The 15,714-nt window shown below is 60.8% G+C and carries 13 protein-coding genes and 1 pseudogene; 8 read left to right on the top strand and 6 right to left on the bottom strand.

Translation table 11 applies throughout. The features are described 5' to 3' along the window. Together IFT76_RS00240 and IFT76_RS00235 are read left to right on the top strand one after the other, a co-directional pair. Positions 1–822 (top strand): ABC transporter permease, encoded by an 822-nt coding sequence (locus IFT76_RS00240; RefSeq protein ID WP_192057061.1) that lies wholly within the window; start codon positions 1–3, stop codon positions 820–822. After that, positions 815–2,428 (top strand): ABC transporter ATP-binding protein, encoded by a 1,614-nt coding sequence (locus IFT76_RS00235; protein WP_192057060.1) that lies wholly within the window; start codon positions 815–817, stop codon positions 2,426–2,428. The genes IFT76_RS00240 and IFT76_RS00235 overlap by 8 nt, the downstream gene beginning before the upstream one ends. A gap of 34 nt (positions 2,429–2,462) precedes the next feature. Here IFT76_RS00235 and IFT76_RS00230 read toward each other — a convergent pair whose 3' ends face one another. Genes IFT76_RS00230 through IFT76_RS00220 form a run of 3 tightly spaced genes read right to left on the bottom strand, consistent with a single transcriptional unit; the run spans position 2,463 to position 5,975 of the window. Beyond that, positions 2,463–3,674, bottom strand: coding sequence for a nucleoside permease (locus IFT76_RS00230; protein WP_122478005.1), 1,212 nt, complete (start codon positions 3,672–3,674; stop codon positions 2,463–2,465). Between the two features lie 52 nt (positions 3,675–3,726). Beyond that, the gene (locus IFT76_RS00225; protein WP_122478004.1) at positions 3,727–4,803 is read right to left on the bottom strand and encodes a sugar phosphate isomerase/epimerase family protein; all 1,077 of its coding nucleotides are present in this window, start codon (positions 4,801–4,803) and stop codon (positions 3,727–3,729) included. Further along, positions 4,800–5,975: a Gfo/Idh/MocA family protein gene (locus IFT76_RS00220; RefSeq protein ID WP_244647847.1), complete on the bottom strand. Its 1,176-nt coding sequence runs from the start codon at positions 5,973–5,975 to the stop codon at positions 4,800–4,802. The genes IFT76_RS00225 and IFT76_RS00220 overlap by 4 nt, the downstream gene beginning before the upstream one ends. Before the next feature lie 205 nt (positions 5,976–6,180). On the opposite strand from IFT76_RS00220, the gene IFT76_RS00215 reads away from it, so the two are divergent. Beyond that, on the top strand, positions 6,181–7,200 hold the full coding sequence (locus IFT76_RS00215) for a substrate-binding domain-containing protein (protein ID WP_192057059.1): 1,020 nt from the start codon (positions 6,181–6,183) through the stop codon (positions 7,198–7,200). Positions 7,201–7,220: 20 nt separating this feature from the next. On the opposite strand, the gene IFT76_RS00210 is transcribed toward IFT76_RS00215, so the two are convergent. Continuing rightward, positions 7,221–7,367 (bottom strand): DUF2256 domain-containing protein, encoded by a 147-nt coding sequence (locus IFT76_RS00210; protein ID WP_192057058.1) that lies wholly within the window; start codon positions 7,365–7,367, stop codon positions 7,221–7,223. 112 nt (positions 7,368–7,479) lie between these two features. Between IFT76_RS00210 and IFT76_RS00205 the strand changes: the two genes are divergently transcribed. From IFT76_RS00205 to IFT76_RS00195, 3 genes are all read left to right on the top strand, one after another. Continuing rightward, complete coding sequence (locus IFT76_RS00205; RefSeq protein ID WP_192057057.1) at positions 7,480–8,442, top strand: DNA replication terminus site-binding protein; 963 nt, start codon at positions 7,480–7,482, stop codon at positions 8,440–8,442. 421 nt (positions 8,443–8,863) lie between these two features. Continuing rightward, positions 8,864–9,178, top strand: a complete 315-nt coding sequence (locus tag IFT76_RS00200; RefSeq protein ID WP_192057056.1) for a DUF7693 family protein — start codon at positions 8,864–8,866, stop codon at positions 9,176–9,178. A gap of 96 nt (positions 9,179–9,274) precedes the next feature. Then, positions 9,275–11,401 (top strand): TonB-dependent siderophore receptor, encoded by a 2,127-nt coding sequence (locus IFT76_RS00195; RefSeq protein ID WP_192057055.1) that lies wholly within the window; start codon positions 9,275–9,277, stop codon positions 11,399–11,401. Positions 11,402–11,432: 31 nt separating this feature from the next. On the opposite strand, the gene IFT76_RS00190 is transcribed toward IFT76_RS00195, so the two are convergent. Then, on the bottom strand, positions 11,433–12,206 hold the full coding sequence (locus IFT76_RS00190) for an L-iditol 2-dehydrogenase (RefSeq protein ID WP_192057054.1): 774 nt from the start codon (positions 12,204–12,206) through the stop codon (positions 11,433–11,435). A 34-nt stretch (positions 12,207–12,240) separates the two neighbouring features. Beyond that, positions 12,241–13,551, bottom strand: a complete 1,311-nt coding sequence (locus IFT76_RS00185; protein ID WP_192057053.1) for an ABC transporter substrate-binding protein — start codon at positions 13,549–13,551, stop codon at positions 12,241–12,243. A 287-nt stretch (positions 13,552–13,838) separates the two neighbouring features. On the opposite strand from IFT76_RS00185, the pseudogene IFT76_RS00180 reads away from it, so the two are divergent. Together IFT76_RS00180 and IFT76_RS00175 are read left to right on the top strand one after the other, a co-directional pair. Next, positions 13,839–14,735: pseudogene (locus IFT76_RS00180) on the top strand (AraC family transcriptional regulator). A 23-nt stretch (positions 14,736–14,758) separates the two neighbouring features. Further along, a complete protein-coding gene (locus IFT76_RS00175) occupies positions 14,759–15,655 on the top strand; it encodes a carbohydrate kinase family protein (RefSeq protein WP_192057052.1) in 897 nt (298 codons plus the stop codon). Positions 15,656–15,714 lie beyond the last annotated feature (59 nt).

Below are 15,714 nucleotides of genomic sequence, written 5' to 3'. Positions count from 1 at the left end.
ATGCCCGCACCGAAAATCGTTCACCTGCCCGGCATCGTCGGTCTGGTTCTGTTCGTGGCCGTCGCCTTGTTCGCGCCTTGGCTGGCGCCCCATGCTCCCGACCAGGTGATTGGCACAGCCTGGGATGTCCCGTCGACGCTGGCGCCTCTGGGCACCGACAATCTGGGCCGCGACCTGCTGTCGCGGCTGATCTGGGGCACGCGCACGTCGCTGTCGGTGACTGCCGCCGCAGCTCTGGTGGCGTTCGTCGGGGGAACGACGCTGGGCTTCATCGCTGGAGCTGCCGGGGGCTGGATCGACCAACTGATCTCGCGTATCAACGACGTGCTGATGGCGATACCGACGTTGATACTGGCGCTGGTGATTCTGGCAACGCTGCCCAAGACCCTGGCTGTGATCATTCTGGTGCTCGGGCTGCTGGAGGCCACTCGCATTCTGCGCGTGGCGCGTGCCTTGGCGGCGGATATTGCCGCCATGGAGTTCATCGACGTGGCGCGCATGCGCGGAGAAAGCATGGCCTGGATTCTGCTGCGGGAAATTCTGCCCAATGCCCTGCCCATCCTGATCGCGGAATTCGCCCTGCGCTTCGTTTTCATTCTGCTGTTTCTGTCCGCGTTGTCTTTCCTCGGGCTGGGCATTCAGCCCCCTACGGCAGACTGGGGCGGATTGGCCCGGGATAACAAGGACGGTGTGTTGTTCGGTGTGTGGGCCGCATTGATACCGGGTGCAGCGATTGCCGTGTTGGCGCTGTGCATCAATGCGCTGGCTGATTGGCTGCTGAACGGCAACACACGCCAGTGGGGAGCGCGCAACCATGACTGATTCGACCCACGCCTCTGCACCTCCACTGTTGTGCGTCGACCAGTTACGAATTGCCGCCAGAGGCGAGCCTGGGCAGATGCTGGTCGATAACCTGTCCTTCACGCTCAATGCCGGAGAAGTGCTGGGTCTGATCGGCGAGTCCGGTGCGGGAAAATCCACTGTCGGCCAGGCGACCCTGGGTCACCTGCGTGAAGGTATGACGCTGGCAGGCGGAGGTGTCCTGTTCCATGGGCAGGACCTGCTGCGCCTTGCCGAACCTGGCTTGCGACGGATTCGCGGCAGGCGCATTGCGTACGTCGCACAATCGGCTGGATCGGCCTTCAACCCGGCCCTGACCATCGGTGCCCAGGTGATCGAAGCTGCGCAGTTGCACGGGCCCATGGATGCGGCCACGGCCAAGGCGCGGGCACTGCAGCTGTTCACCGAGTTCAGTCTGCCGGAGCCTGAAACGTTCTACACACGTTACCCGCATCAGGTGTCGGGCGGGCAGCTGCAGCGCGCGATGATTGCCATGGCGCTGTGCAGTTCGCCCGAGCTGATCGTCTTCGACGAGCCGACAACCGCACTGGATGTCGTCACGCAACTGGGCATTCTTCAGGCTATTGCGCAGGTCATCCGCCGGGCAGGTGTAGCCGCCATCTACATCAGCCACGACCTGGCCGTGGTTGCACAACTGGCCGACCGCATCATGGTGTTGCGTCATGGCCAATGCGTGGAGCACGGGACGACGCAGCAGATTCTGCAAAGGCCGACGCAGCGCTACACCCGGGATCTGCTCGATGCCGGATGCACTTCTCGCGGTCCAGGCGTTGCTCCATTGGCGCAGAAAGAACTGCTGACCATCCGCTCACTGACCGCCAGGTATCACCATCGGCCGGTATTGGACGACGTTTCACTGCGTCTTTGGCGAGGCTGCACGCTGGCGCTCATCGGCGAATCAGGATCGGGTAAGTCGACCTTGGGTAGAGCCATTTGCGGATTGCTCACGGACGTTGCCGGGTCGATGACGCTGAACGGCAAGGCGCTGCCGTTGACGCTCGGCCAGCGTGCCCACCAGCACCTGCAGCAGGTCCAGCTGGTCCATCAGATTCCCGATAGTGCGCTCAATCCCAGAATGTCGATCGGCGATCAGCTCGATCGCGCCGTGCAGAAATTTACCGGGTCAAGCCGACAGCTGCGGCAACAGCGGGTGATCGCATTGCTGGGCCAGGTGGGCCTGCCTGCAGACATCGCAAAGCGACTGCCGCACACGCTTTCCGGGGGGCAGAAACAGCGCGTATGCATTGCACGCGCGCTGGCTGCCGAGCCTGCACTGATCATTTGTGATGAACCCACTTCGGCGCTGGATCCGCTGGTTGCCCAGGAGATTCTGGCATTGCTGCGGCATCTGCAAGCCGAAACGGGCGTGTCGTACCTGTTCATCACCCACGACCTGCACGTCGCCAAGCAGATTGCCCATGAGGTGGCGGTGTTGCGCAACGGCCGTATCGTTCACCGAGGACCCACTGCTGAAGCACTCAGCGCACCGTTCGATGACTACACGCAGAGCCTTGTCGAATCGGTACCGCAAATGCGGCAAGACTGGCTGGCGCAGATGACCGGTTGATAGCGCGTCGTTTTTCCCAGAGTGCGCCAGGTGTTCAGCTGGGCCTGGCTTTGAACGTCAACGCAAAGCCCAGCAACACCACCCCGGCGAAGCCCGCCGGGAACAGCCAGATACTTTTCCAGTCATGTTGCATGCCCGTTGCATAGTGATCGGTCACCTGCCCCGCTACCCAGAAGCCAATCAACATGCCCAACCCATAGGTGGCCAGGGTGATCAGGCCCTGTGCCGAGCTGCGGAAGCGTTCAGGCGTCTTGGCGTCGGTGTAGATCTGCCCGCAGACGAAAAAGAAGTCGTAGCAGACACCATGCAACGCGATGCCGATCAGCAGCATGGCGACTTCTTCCCCGCCGCTGCCATAGGCGAACAGCAAGTAGCGCAGCACCCAGGCGAACATGCCGACCAGCAGCGCGATCTTGATGCCGAAGCGGGCAATGAACAGCGGCAGCAGGAGCATGAACAGCACTTCGGACACTTGCCCGATGGCCATCTTCGCGGTGGGATTGGCGATGCCGATCTCGGCCAGGAACGGGTTGGCGTTCTGGTAGTAGAAAGCCAGTGGTATGCAGATCAGGATCGAGGCCAGGAAGAAGATCAGGTAGCTGCGGTCCTTCAGAAGCCCCAAAGCATCCAGGCCCAGCACTTGACTCAGTCCCTTGCGTTCGCTGGTGGCCTGCAAAGGTGCCGTGCTGGGCAGGGTGAAGCTGTACAGCCCCAGGAGCAGCGAAGCGACGGCCGACATCAGGAAAGTATTACGCAGTGCGCCACCGGCGATACCTTGAGCAGAATCCCAGGCGAAAACCATACTGATCACCACGCCGGCGACGATCCAGCCGATGGTGCCCCATACCCGGATGCGGGAAAACTCGCGAGCCGGTTCTTTCATCTGGCGGAAGGCAACCGAGTTCACCAGGGCCAGGGTCGGCATGTAGGCCACCATGTAAGCCAGGACATAGGGATAGAACGCGGCGAAATCCGCTGCACGATAGAGTTGATACAACAGCACCGCGCCCAGCAAGTGCAGCACGGCAAGGATACGTTCGGCGTTGAACCAGCGGTCGGCGATCAGACCGATGACGAAGGGCGCAATGATCGCTCCCCAGGATTGCGTCGAGAATGCCAGCCCGATCTGGCTGCCGCTGGCGCCCAGGCCCGTCGCCAGGAATGTTCCCAGGGTGACGAACCAGCCACCCCAGATGAAGAACTGCAGGAACATCATCACGCTCAGTCGGGCGTTCATCGTTTTCATTGCGCTCACCGTTTTATTGTTATGGCAGGTGTCGGTCGAAAGCTTGGGCGGTTCAGTCTTCGGGCAAACCCAGTAATCTTCGGTTGGATTGCACGTCGGCGGACACGCCGGCGAAATCATCGAAAGCGCGTTGCGTGCGCTTGATCATGTGTCGCTCGATGAAGGCAGCACCCTCACCTGCGCCTTGCGCCGAATCCTTCAGGCAGCATTCCCACTCGAGCACGGCCCAACCGTTGAAGCCGTACTGGGTCAACTTGCTGAAGATCGATTTGAAGTCCACCTGGCCGTCACCCAGCGAGCGGAAGCGGCCCGGCCGATCGACCCAGTCCTGGTAGCCGCCATACACGCCGGAGCGGGCATCGGGACGGAACTCGGCGTCCTTGACGTGGAACATGCGGATGCGCGCGTGGTAACGATCGATGAAACCCAGGTAGTCCATCTGCTGCAGCAGCAGGTGGCTGGGGTCATACAGGATGCCGGCACGCGGATGGTGGTCGACTGCCTGCAGGAAGCGCTCGAACGAGGCACCGTCGTGCAGATCCTCACCGGGGTGAATCTCGTAGCACAGGTCGACACCGGCCTCTTCGAAACAATCGAGAATCGGCAACCAGCGCCTGGCCAGCTCGGCAAAACCCTGCTCGACCAGACCATTGGGCCGCTGCGGCCACGGGTAGACATAGGGCCAGAGCAAGGCGCCGGAAAAGGTCGCGTGGGCGGTCAGGCCCAGGCGTTGGCTGGCTTGTGCGGCAAGCTTGAGCTGCTCGATGGCCCACTCGGTGCGGGCTTGTGGAGCATTACGCAAATGCACCGGGGCGAACTCGTCGAACACCGCGTCGAAGGCAGGATGCACGGCGACCAGTTGACCCTGCAGGTGGGTCGACAGCTCGCTGATCTGCACGCCGGCTTTGGCGCAGACGGCATTGAGCTCGTCGCAGTACGCCTGGCTTTGCGCTGCACGCTCCAGGTCGATGTAGCGCGTGCCTAGCGTGGGCAGTTGGATCGACTTGTAACCTTGTGACGCAGCCCAGCCAGCGATGTTGGCCAGGTTGTCGAAGGGCGCTTCGGGCGACATGAACTGCGCCAGGAATATACCTGGGCCACGCAGCCCCGTCTCGGCAGGAAGGTTCATTGTGCGGTACTCCGTGAGGAAGAGGGACAGATCAGTTCGGTCCACTTGGCGTCGCCGCGGTGGTTGATGAGTGCGGCTTCGATGAAGGCCATCCCACGCAGGCCGATGTCCATGCCGGGTACGCCCGGCACCTGGTTGCCGGCCACACCCGCCTGGATGGCGTCGGCAAGATCCACGTACAGATTGGCCATCGCCTCCAGGTAGCCTTCGGGATGCCCTGCGGGCAAACGCATCCGGCGTGTGGCGGCGGCACTGAGCCAGGGTTGCCCAAGACCTGAGCGCAGGATGCGCATGGGTTGGTCCAGCGAACGGTGGATCAGGCTGGACGGTTCTTCCTGCCGCCATTCCAGCCCGCCTAACTCGCCATAGACGCGAATCTTCAACGGATTCTCTTCGCCGGCGCAGACCTGGCTGGCGATCAGAACTCCGCTGGCCCCGCCGCTCATCTTGATCAGCACACTGACGTCGTCGTCCAGTTGGCGACCTTCGACATGGGAGCCGAGCATGGCGCTGAGGCAGTACACCTGCTGGTCGGCAACGAATTCAGCCAAACTAAACGCATGCGTACCGATGTCGCCGATGCAGCCGCCAATGCCGGATTGTTCCGGGTCGTCGCGCCAGTCGGCCTGCTTGTTGCCCTGGCTGGCGATGTCCTGGCTGAGCCAGCCTTGCGGGTATTCGACGATGACTTTACGCACGGCACCGATGAGGCCATTGCGCACCAGCTCGCGGGCTTCCCAGGCCATGGGGTAACCGAGGTATACGTGGGCAAGGCCATAGAGCCGGTCACTGCCGGCCAGGGTTTGGTCCAGTGCCTGCAGCTCGGCCAAGTTCAAAGCGGCGGGTTTTTCGCTGAACACATGGAAGCCTGACTGGATCGCGCGCTGTGCAACGGGCGCATGCAGATGATTGGGCGTGACGTTGACCAGCAACTGCATGCGCTGGTCTTCGGGGAGGCGCGCTTCGGCGTCGATCATCTCCCGCCAGTCGCCATAGACGCGCTGTGGCGCGAGCCCCAACGCGTTTCCAGTACGCTGATTGTTCAGCGAATCGCGGCTGAAAGCACCGCACACCAGATCGAATCGCCCATCCAGCGCCGCCGCCTGCCGATGTGCCAGGGCAATGAACGACCCTTCCCCGCCACCGACGAAACCCATTCTGGTTTTTTGCATGACATCCAGCCTCTAGATTCTTATCGGCTCAGCACTGGTCAGATCAGCAATCAATGACCTGGCGATGTAACCGGTTACATTCATTCAAGGAATCTAGGCGCCAGCGCGTCCCCTGTCAAACACCATCGGGCGGATCATCGCGGTACCGGAGGCAGCGGCAAACTGAGGTAAGCTTTGCGTCGGGATTACCGGGGACGAGGTAGGCGTGTCGAATATTCGTGAAGTGGCGCGGCTGGCCGGCGTTTCGGTGGCTACGGTATCGCGGGCGCTGAAGTCGCCCGAACGGGTACTGCTCGCAACGCGCGAGCGGGTCAATGCTGCAGTGGAACAGGCCGGTTACCGGCCAAACCTGATGGCCGTGCAGTTCCGTTCGCGACGCACGTTCAACCTGGTCATCCTCGTGCCGCATATTGCTAACAGTTTTTTTGCTCGTGTCATCAGCGGCGCGCAGAAAGCTGCCCAGTCGGCGGGCTATCGCGTATTGCTGTGCGACACGTTGGGCTGCGAAGCGACCGAGCGCGAATATGCCGACCTGGTGCACGCCCATCAAGCCGACGGCGTCCTGCAGCTGCGCGCCTACGATCCATTCGCGTCGACTACCCACGTAGCCGACCTGCCCCCTATCGTCAACGCCTGCGAAATACTCGAGGGGGGCCGTCATCCCACCGTCAGCCTGGATAACCATGGCGCTGCGCGAGCGGTCACAGAACACCTGCTTGCCCTGGGCCACCGACGTGTGGGTTTGATCAACGGGCCTGCCACCAGCCCGTTGACCCGTGATCGGCGTGCGGGCTACGAGGCAGCCATGCGTGCAGCGGGCATCACACCCGATGCCAAGTTGATTTGCCCAGGGGATTTCAGCCTGAAAGCAGGCTATAACGGAGCACTGCAGTTGCTCGGCATGCCCGAGCGCCCTACTGCATTGTTCTGTGAAAGCGATGAGATGGCCATTGGCGCATTGAAGCGCATCAAGGAAATGGGCCTGCGAGTTCCCCAGGATGTTTCCCTGGCCGGCTTCGACGACATCGAACTGGCTGCCTATTGCGACCCACCGCTGACGACCATCGCTCAGCCAGCCGAGTGCTTCGGCCAGCACGCGGTGGACATGCTGATCAGTTTGATCGAGAAACGCCCTCTTGAAGTGCGGCACGTAACGCTGCCCCACAGCCTGGTCGTTCGGCAGAGCACCGCTGGCGTGCCCAATGGTGATATCGCTAGCGGGTGACAGACACGGGCTTTGAAACATCAACCACCGGGAACCGGCTTCTTCTGCCGCCTGCAACGTTCCGAACAATAGCGGACCTCGTCCCAACAGCGCGCCCATTTCTTGCGCCAGGTGAACGCAAGCCCACAGGTGACGCAGTGCTTTACCGGTAACTCACTTTTCTTCAAGACCCTCTCCATGGCAACGTTCACGGACTAACTGGGTAGCCAACCGACAGAGCTGTATAAAGATACAGTGCTCAGCTAGAATAGCGCACCTGCCCATTATCCGGACATACGCATGGATCTTCATCTCAGCCAGACCAGCGCAGCTATCGCCATGGTCAACAGGCTTCAGGCCGAACTGACCGATTTGGGCGAAGTATTGCGAACTGCAGCAGACCACGTACGTGTCGATGCCATGTTTGGTCTGGATTTCAGGCCTGAGGACGCGGTGCGTAACGAACCGATAGAAGTACGTGTACTGGAAGGTGACGAGGCGGTACAGGCGGCGTTCGAGGCGTTGACCAGTATCTGGGTCAAAGTGGGTCAGCACCCGCGGGAAACATTGCGCGTGCCTGGTGCCATCGCCCTGCCCCGCACTGCCATCGACAAGATCCTGCAGACCAATGCGACGCGTGTCGAACTGGGCAAGTTGATCGGTGCCATCGACAAAACCAACGACCGCCGCAACGTGTGGAACCGCTTCAAAGGCAGCGGAAATGGCATCGTGCCCAAGCAAGCCCTGCGTCTGACCAACGTGCTCACTGCGCCATCGGACATCAACTTTTACTGGGATGACACCGGCTCGTCCGGCGCCCGCAAGATGGCCGGTGATCTGCTGCAAGAGTGGCACGAGCTGCTCGATCAATATCATGACAAACAGGCAACGGTGCACCACTCCTCGGAAGCGGCTGCCGAGAATGCTCTCGTCTACGGCATCGACATGCTGGGCAAGCTGGACCCGCAAGAACAGGTTGCCATTCGCCGCTTGGTGCAGCCTCATATTCGTGCACGGGTCAGGAACGGCGACTCGAAGGTCAAACCCATCATCGCGCCAGTGCCCTTCGTGTATGAAACGGGTATCGCACCGCCCAAGATAAAGCCGCTCTCAAGTTACGAACCTAAAGTTGTGATCCGCAAGAACACCCGTCTGGCGTTGCTGGAGGAAGAGCCTTATGTGGAGGCAATGAATCTCTATCGTTACAAGGATAAGCATCGGGTTTATGGGCCTCTGCAAAAAAAGTCAGCTGAAGAGGGCTAGGGAGTTGACGGTTAAAGCCAGCTAGCAAGGAAGGCTGACGCCGTGCTGTCTATTAATAACATCATGATGTGGTAAAGATGTTCACTTAACCACTCCCCTCTCGACCTGACCACATTGAATTAAAACCTGCGCCTGGCACCCTGCCCCACTTGGTGATCACTAGCTTGGTAATACGGAAATGAAAGCAACTCGTAGCGGGGCCTCGTCATGATGTTATTAATTATGGCTGAAGGCATCCTGGTGAACGCAGCAAAGCAGCTTGGTGCTCCTAGCTGATCACCTTTGCGGAAGATTCACGGAGGAAACCATGTGCGACGGCGCGTCATGATGTTATCTATGGTTTTACGGTTAATTCAACGAGGTTGCCGGCCCCTTCTGCATCGCCTATAAAACTGCTCTTCACTTTGATCAGGCTCTTCAAGTGTCCGCCGACGCCCTCTCCGCACGAGAAACTTGCCAACTGCTTCGTGACGTTGCGCTAGGTATTCGCACCTTGCACCGCCTCGACGAAACGGATTGGGCCGATCCCTACGGCACAGCGATGACCGTCGGCGCCGACGGCTGGATCATCACCTTTCACAACCATGAAAACGGGCGCTTTCATTGCGAGCGTTGTGAAAGCCCGGACGGCCGCACCTACCTCTTCGATTCATCCCACCACTACGGCACCGACCCTATCGAGCTTCTAAGTACCTGGGAGCACACCAGGCTGGCGGAAATACTGACGACTGTCTAAAGCAAGGCTTCGAAGCCAGCAACTGTCAATGCGAATCGTTTGCGGATAGAATCCGCTGCCATTTCGCTAGCCTCCCCTGCCTGGAACGATGAACCCATGCGTCGCACGTTACTTTCGCTGTGCCTGCTGCAAGCTGCCCCGGTGTCTGCCTGGGCCTCTGAACCCGTCGAAGCCAGCGGAAACCTCCAGCTCGAAGCGGTGAACATCGAGGCCAACAGTGACTATGAGCGCGCGGACGGTCCGGTCACGGGTTACAAAGCCACCCGTTCGATGAGTGCGACGCGCACCGACACGGCCCTGCACGAGACGCCTCAGTCGATCAGCGTAGTGCCCCGTGACGTATTGGAAGACACCGCCTCCACTCGCTTGCAGGACGCGCTGGATTACGCAGGGGGCGTCGGCCGCGCCAACAACTTCGGTGGTCAGGGCCTGACCACTTTCACCGTACGCGGCTTCACCACGGGCGAGTTCTACCGCAACGGTTTTCCAATCAATCGCGGCTACCCCAATGCGCCGGACGCCAATACCGTGGAACGCCTGGAAGTGATCCGCGGCCCGGCGACGAGCCTGTATGGCCGCGGTGATCCGGGCGGCACTTTCAACGTCGTCAGCAAGCAACCGCTGGCCGAGCGCAAGGTGACGATTGGCAGCCAGCTGAACGATCAGGGCATGCACCGCGCCACGCTGGATGCCGGCGGGCCGCTCAGCGAGGATGGGCGCCTGGCCTATCGGCTGAACGTGTTGGGCGAAGGCGGCGAGAGCTTTCGTGACCATGTGGAAACCGAACGCTACGACATCGCGCCTGTGCTCAGCTGGCAAGCCAGCGACACCACCAAAATCGTTTTCGAAGGCGATTTCATGCGCAACAACCACCCGCTCGATCGCGGCTTGACGCGCTACGCTACCCAGCGGGGCAGCGCTTCGCGCGATACCAATGTCTGGGAGCAAGGCCGTGACAACCTGCTCCACAACGACAACGACATGGCCCAACTCAGGTTCGAGCACCGCCTCGATGACGACTGGACCCTGGCCGGCGGGATGCAGTGGCTTGACGGCAGCCTTGCGGGCAATGCGGTCGAAGCCAACGCAGCCCCGCTGGATGGCCGTACCCTGCAGCGCAACTTCAACTACCGCAAGCTGGAATGGACCGACCGCGACTATCAGCTGAACCTTACCGGCCATTTTGATACCGCAGGGTTTTCCCACACCTTGCTGGCCGGCGTAGAGTATGAAGCCTACGACTACCGCTCGATCATCCAGCGCTCGTCGGCCGCAGCGGGCACCTACCCCATCGACCTCTACAACCCGGTGCTCGGTCAGCCACGCCCGGCCCTCACCCGCACCACCACCCACGACACGGAAAACCTGAAAACCTGGGCCGCGTTCATTCAAGATCAGGTCGCATTGACCGAGCGCTTCAAAGTGCTCGCAGGCGTGCGTCTGGAGCGCTTCGAACAGGACTACGACAACCGCTTGCCAGGCTCTGTGGACTGGAAGGCCTCGCAGACCTCGGCAACACCACGGCTGGGCTTGATCTACGACCTGACCGATACGCTGGCGCTGTATGCCAACACCGCGCGGTCGTTCAAACCCAATAGCGGTGCAAGCCGCGATGGCGGCGGCTTCGATCCGGAACAAGGCAAGTCTTACGAGTTGGGCATGAAGTGGGAAGCCCTCGATCAGCAGCTGAGCATCGACGGCGCCGTCTACCACATCGTCAAGGAAAACGTGCTCACCCGTGATCCGGTCGACCCGACCTACAGCGTCGCGGCCGGCGAAGTCACCAGCCGTGGCCTGGACATCACCATCGCCGGCAACCTCACGCCACAATGGCGGATGATCGGCGGCTACGCCTACGTCGATGCGAGGGTGACCGACGACAACAACCTGCCCAACGGCACCCGCCTTGCCAACATTCCGCGCAACAGCTTCAGCCTGCTCAACACCTACGAGTTCCAGGACGGCGCAGCCAAAGGCCTGGGCCTGGGCGTAGGTTTGAAATACATCGATGACCGCGCCGGACAGACCGCAGCCCAGACCTACACCATGGAGCGCTACAGCGTGGTCGATCTGCTGAGTTTCTATCAGGTGAACGATCACGTTCGCCTGAATTTGGAACTGCAGAATGTGTTCAACAAGGGCTACGACGAAGGCGCGTTCAACACGTACGCGTATCCTGGCGCACCGCGTACGGTTCAGGCGGGCGTGGCGTATACGTTCTGACCAAGAGCGATGACTGCCCAGGGCGAGATTTTCAGCTCATCCAATTGCCGCCATCGACATTATAGGTCTGGGCCACGACGTAGTCGCTTTCGTCGCTTGCCAGAAAGAGCGCCATGCCCACCAGGTCCTCGGCCGTGCCCATGCGACCGAAGGGGACTTCCTGGCTGACCAGACGCTTTTTCTCGCCCAGTGGGCGACTTTCGTACTTGGCGAACAACGCGTCGACGCCATCCCAGTGTTCACCCTCGACCACCCCCGGGGCGATGGCATTGACGTTGATCCGCTCCTTGATGAGATTGAGGCCGGCGGACTGGGTCAGGCTGATCACAGCCGCCTTGGTCGCACAGTACACACCTACAAGAGCCTCACCTCGCCGTCCTGCCTGACTGGCCATGTTGATGATCTTGCCCCCGTGCCCCTGGCCGATCATCTGCCTCGCGGCCGCCTGCAGGGTAAACAGCGTTCCCCCGACGTTGATCGCAAACAGCCTGTCGTAGCTCGCCCGGGTGATTTCGGTGATGGGCGCCAGGTCGAATAGCGCCGCGTTGTTGACGAGAATGTCCAGCTTGCCCGCGTGTGTCACCACACTGGCGATCGCTCGGTCGATGGAAGCTTGTTGGGTGACGTCCATTTCCACCGCGTAAGCCTGGGGGCCGAGTTCGATAGCCGTTGCCTGGGCTCGGTCCAGATCAATGTCGGCGATCGCGACAATGGCACCTTCACGTATGTACGCTTGCGCGAACGAGCGACCAATGCCTCGCGCAGAGCCAGTGATCAGTGCACTTTTACCGTTTAGTCGGTTCATCGAGTCAACCTTCGAGTTCGTGGAAACAAGGGCTTCAGGGCTTGGGATAACCGGCTCGCTTCATGTCGCGCTCGGTCGTTGACTGAGCGGACGCCAAGGCCTGATCCACGGACATCTGTCCGGTGAGCGCGGCGGAGAACAGCTTGCCGACCGATGTACCGATCGACTGGAACTCGGGAATTACCACATACTGAATGCCCACGTATGGAACAGGCTGGGCGGAAGGCTGCGAAGGATCGGCATGCTGCATCATCTGCAAGGTGACCTGAGCAAACGGCGCCGCTGCCAGGTAGGCGTCGCTGTAGGTCGACATGCGAGTGCCCGGCGGAACGTTGGTGATACCGTCCTTGTCGGTGACCAGCTGGATGTACTGTTTGGACGTCGCCCAGGTGACGAACGCCTTCGCCGCGTCCTTGTGCCGAGAGGTGGCGGGAATCGCCAACGACCAAGCGTACAACCACGATGAGCCCTTGTCGGTCACCTCAGTGGGCGCCGCAGCGAAACCAACACTGTCCACTACCCTGCTCTGCGCTTTGTCGGTGGTGAAGGAACCGGCCACGCTGGCGTCGACCCAGATCGCGCACTTGCCGCTGTTGAACAACGCCAACGTCTCGTTGAACCCATTGCTCGAAGCGCCGGGCGGCCCGTACTTCTTCAGCGTTTCGACATAGAACGTAGCAGCCGCCTTCCACTCGGGACTGTCGAGTTGAGGCTGCCATTGCTCGTTGAACCAACGCGCACCGAAGGCATTGGCCAAGGTACTGAGCAAGGCCATATTCTCGCCCCAGCCAGCCTTGCCGCGCAGGCACATACCGTATTGGCCCTTGGATGCATCGGTCAACCTGGCCGCGAAACCGCCTAGCTGTGACCAGGTTGGCGCTGGCGGCATGGTCAGCCCGGCCGCCTTGAACAGGTCGGTCCGGTAGTAGGTGACCGTACTTTCGCCGTAGAACGGCAACGCGTACAGCGTGCCGTTCACCGAGAGGCCTTGGCGGACGGCGGGAAAGATGTCGTCTACGTCGTAGTCGGCTGGCAGATCCTTCATCGGTTCCAACCAGTTTTTTGCGCCCCACAGTGGCGTCTCGTAAGTACCGATCGTGAGCACGTCGAACTGGCCACCCTGCGTCGCGATATCGGTCGTCAAGCGTTGCCGCAACACGTTTTCCTCGAGCACGACCCAGTTAAGCGTGATGTCGGGGTGCTGTTGTTCGAAGAACTTGGACAGCCGCTGCATGCGGATCATGTCACCGTTGTTGACGGTGGCAATGGTCAACGTCTCAGCGGCCTGTCCGGCGACGGCGAATGAAACACTCGCGGACAGGATCAACGCATTGGTAATCTTCATGAAGTTCTCCGCGTCCAGCCGGTTCGACCGGAGCTGTTGTTATTGTTCTGGTGCGCCGAGCCGTTGGATCAGCGACAGGTCGAGTAAAGCAGCTGCCCGATCTGTACTCAAACGAACGGCGAATGGGCGATCGGTACTTTTTTGATTTTTCGCACCGTTGGGTTTCGAGGCAAAAAAGTATCGGAACGCTGTCATTGACGGGCTACCGATGGAGCGGGATTTCAGAGTATGGTTGAACCCGTCGACCTGCAGAATCATGAAAAAAACAACGATAAAAGGGGCACTCGATGCCTGATGACCGCGCCACTGTGTTCGAGTACCGTCAGCCAGATCTGGAAGTGATCCTGGCACGACCAGACCAGACCTTTCGCTGGTACGAGCATGACTACCCCTATTCCCTGGCACGCTGGAACCATCATCCCGAGTTCGAAATTCATTTGATCCGGCAAGGCAGCGGCAAGCTGGTGGCAGGTGATTACATCGGCCCCTTCGGACCCGGTCACGTCGCACTGATCGGCCCCGGTTTGCCCCACGACTGGATGGGCGATCTGGCAACGGGTGAACGGTTGGTCGCTCGCGACGTCGTACTGCAGTTCGACGGCACCACGCTGCTGGAGTGTCGTAGTGTGTGGCCCGAACTGGCGGAGCTCAAAGGCCTGTTCGACCGAGCTCAGCGCGGAATCGAGTTTCACGCGGCGACAGCGGTCGAGGCAGCGGTCCTGCTGGAACGTATAGGGCAAGCGAATGGCCTCAGGCGCCTGACGCTGTTCCTGCAGCTCATCGATACCTTGGCAAACGCGCCGGCCAGTGAATTCCGCGTTCTGGCCAGCGCCTGTTATTCCCCGTCCCTCGACGAATACAGCACACAGCGTATCAATCAGGCGTTCGACTACCTCACCCGGCAACTGACTGCCGAGGTACGCATGTCGGTGATCGCCGCGCAGCTGGGCATGAGCGAGGCGGGTTTCTAGCGTTTTTTCAAACGCATGACCGGCCATGGTTTCATCTACCTTGTGCGCAAGCTGCGGGTCCAGCGAGCCTGCAGGCTGCTCGCCCAGACCCAGCGATCGGTGGCCGATATCTGCTTCGAAGTCGGCTACGAGAACTTGTCCAACTTCAACCGGCACTTTCGCCACGAGATGCAGCAGACGCCCAGCGAGTATCGACGTCTTACAGCCGTCTGACCCATACAGGAGCAAGAATCGACATGCAGTTACCTTCAGTGGTGGTGTTCGGTGAAGCACTCACCGATCTGGTCCAGACCACGCCCGGTCGCTGGCAAGGCTATCCAGGCGGCGCGCCGTGGAACGTGGCGCGGGCGATGAGCCGATTGGGGGTATCGACGGCGTTCGCGGGGTCGATCAGTACCGATTCGCTGGGCGATGAGCTGTACCGACAGTCCGAAGCTGCCGGGCTGGACCTGCGTTACCTGCAGCGCGCCGAGGCCGATCCACTGGTGGCGATCGTGCCTTCCAGCCACCCTCCCCGCTATTTTTTCGCCGGTGAGGCCGATCTGCATTTCGATGTGCTGCTGTTGCCCTCGGGGTGGCTGGCGGCTGCGCAATTGTGTCATTTCAGCTGCATCAGCCTGGCCCGACAACCGCTGGGTGACAGGCTGGTCGAGGTCGCTCGGCAGGTGAAGCAGCACGGCAAGCTGATCAGCTATGACCCCAACTGGCGCAACCTGATGGATGCTCGATACCGCGAGGTGACGTTCCCCGCCATGGTCGCGCTGGCGGACATCATCAAGCTGTCCGATGAGGATCTGCGGCAGATCTATCCTGGCTTGAGCGAAGAGCAGGCCCTGCAGCAGTTGCGCGAGATGAATGAAGGGGCACAGGTTCTGTTTACCCGCGGCGCCGAGGGCATGGTGCTGTTTACGCTCGACAGCAAGGTCGAACAGGCGGCAATCGCCGTCGAAGTAGCCGACACCGTTGGCGCCGGCGACGCGAGCATGGCCGGCTGGCTGGCGTCGAGCCTGCTGGGTATCGAAGCCCCCCAGGCACGGCTGGCGTTTGCTGCGGCTTGTGCCTCGGTGTCCTGCGCCAATGCCGGGGCCTATGCGCCCAGCCGCGCAGAAGTTGAGCAGCTGCTGTCGCGTTGAAGCGGTGTGTCAGGTAGACCGGGGTGCGCGCTTCGCGGCCACGGGCCGCTCCTACAGGA

Origin of the sequence: Pseudomonas sp. CFBP 13727 (genome assembly GCF_014841915.1) — a bacterium.
Lineage (GTDB): Bacteria > Pseudomonadota > Gammaproteobacteria > Pseudomonadales > Pseudomonadaceae > Aquipseudomonas > Aquipseudomonas baltica.
This window is presented reverse-complemented; position numbering and strand designations above follow the sequence as displayed.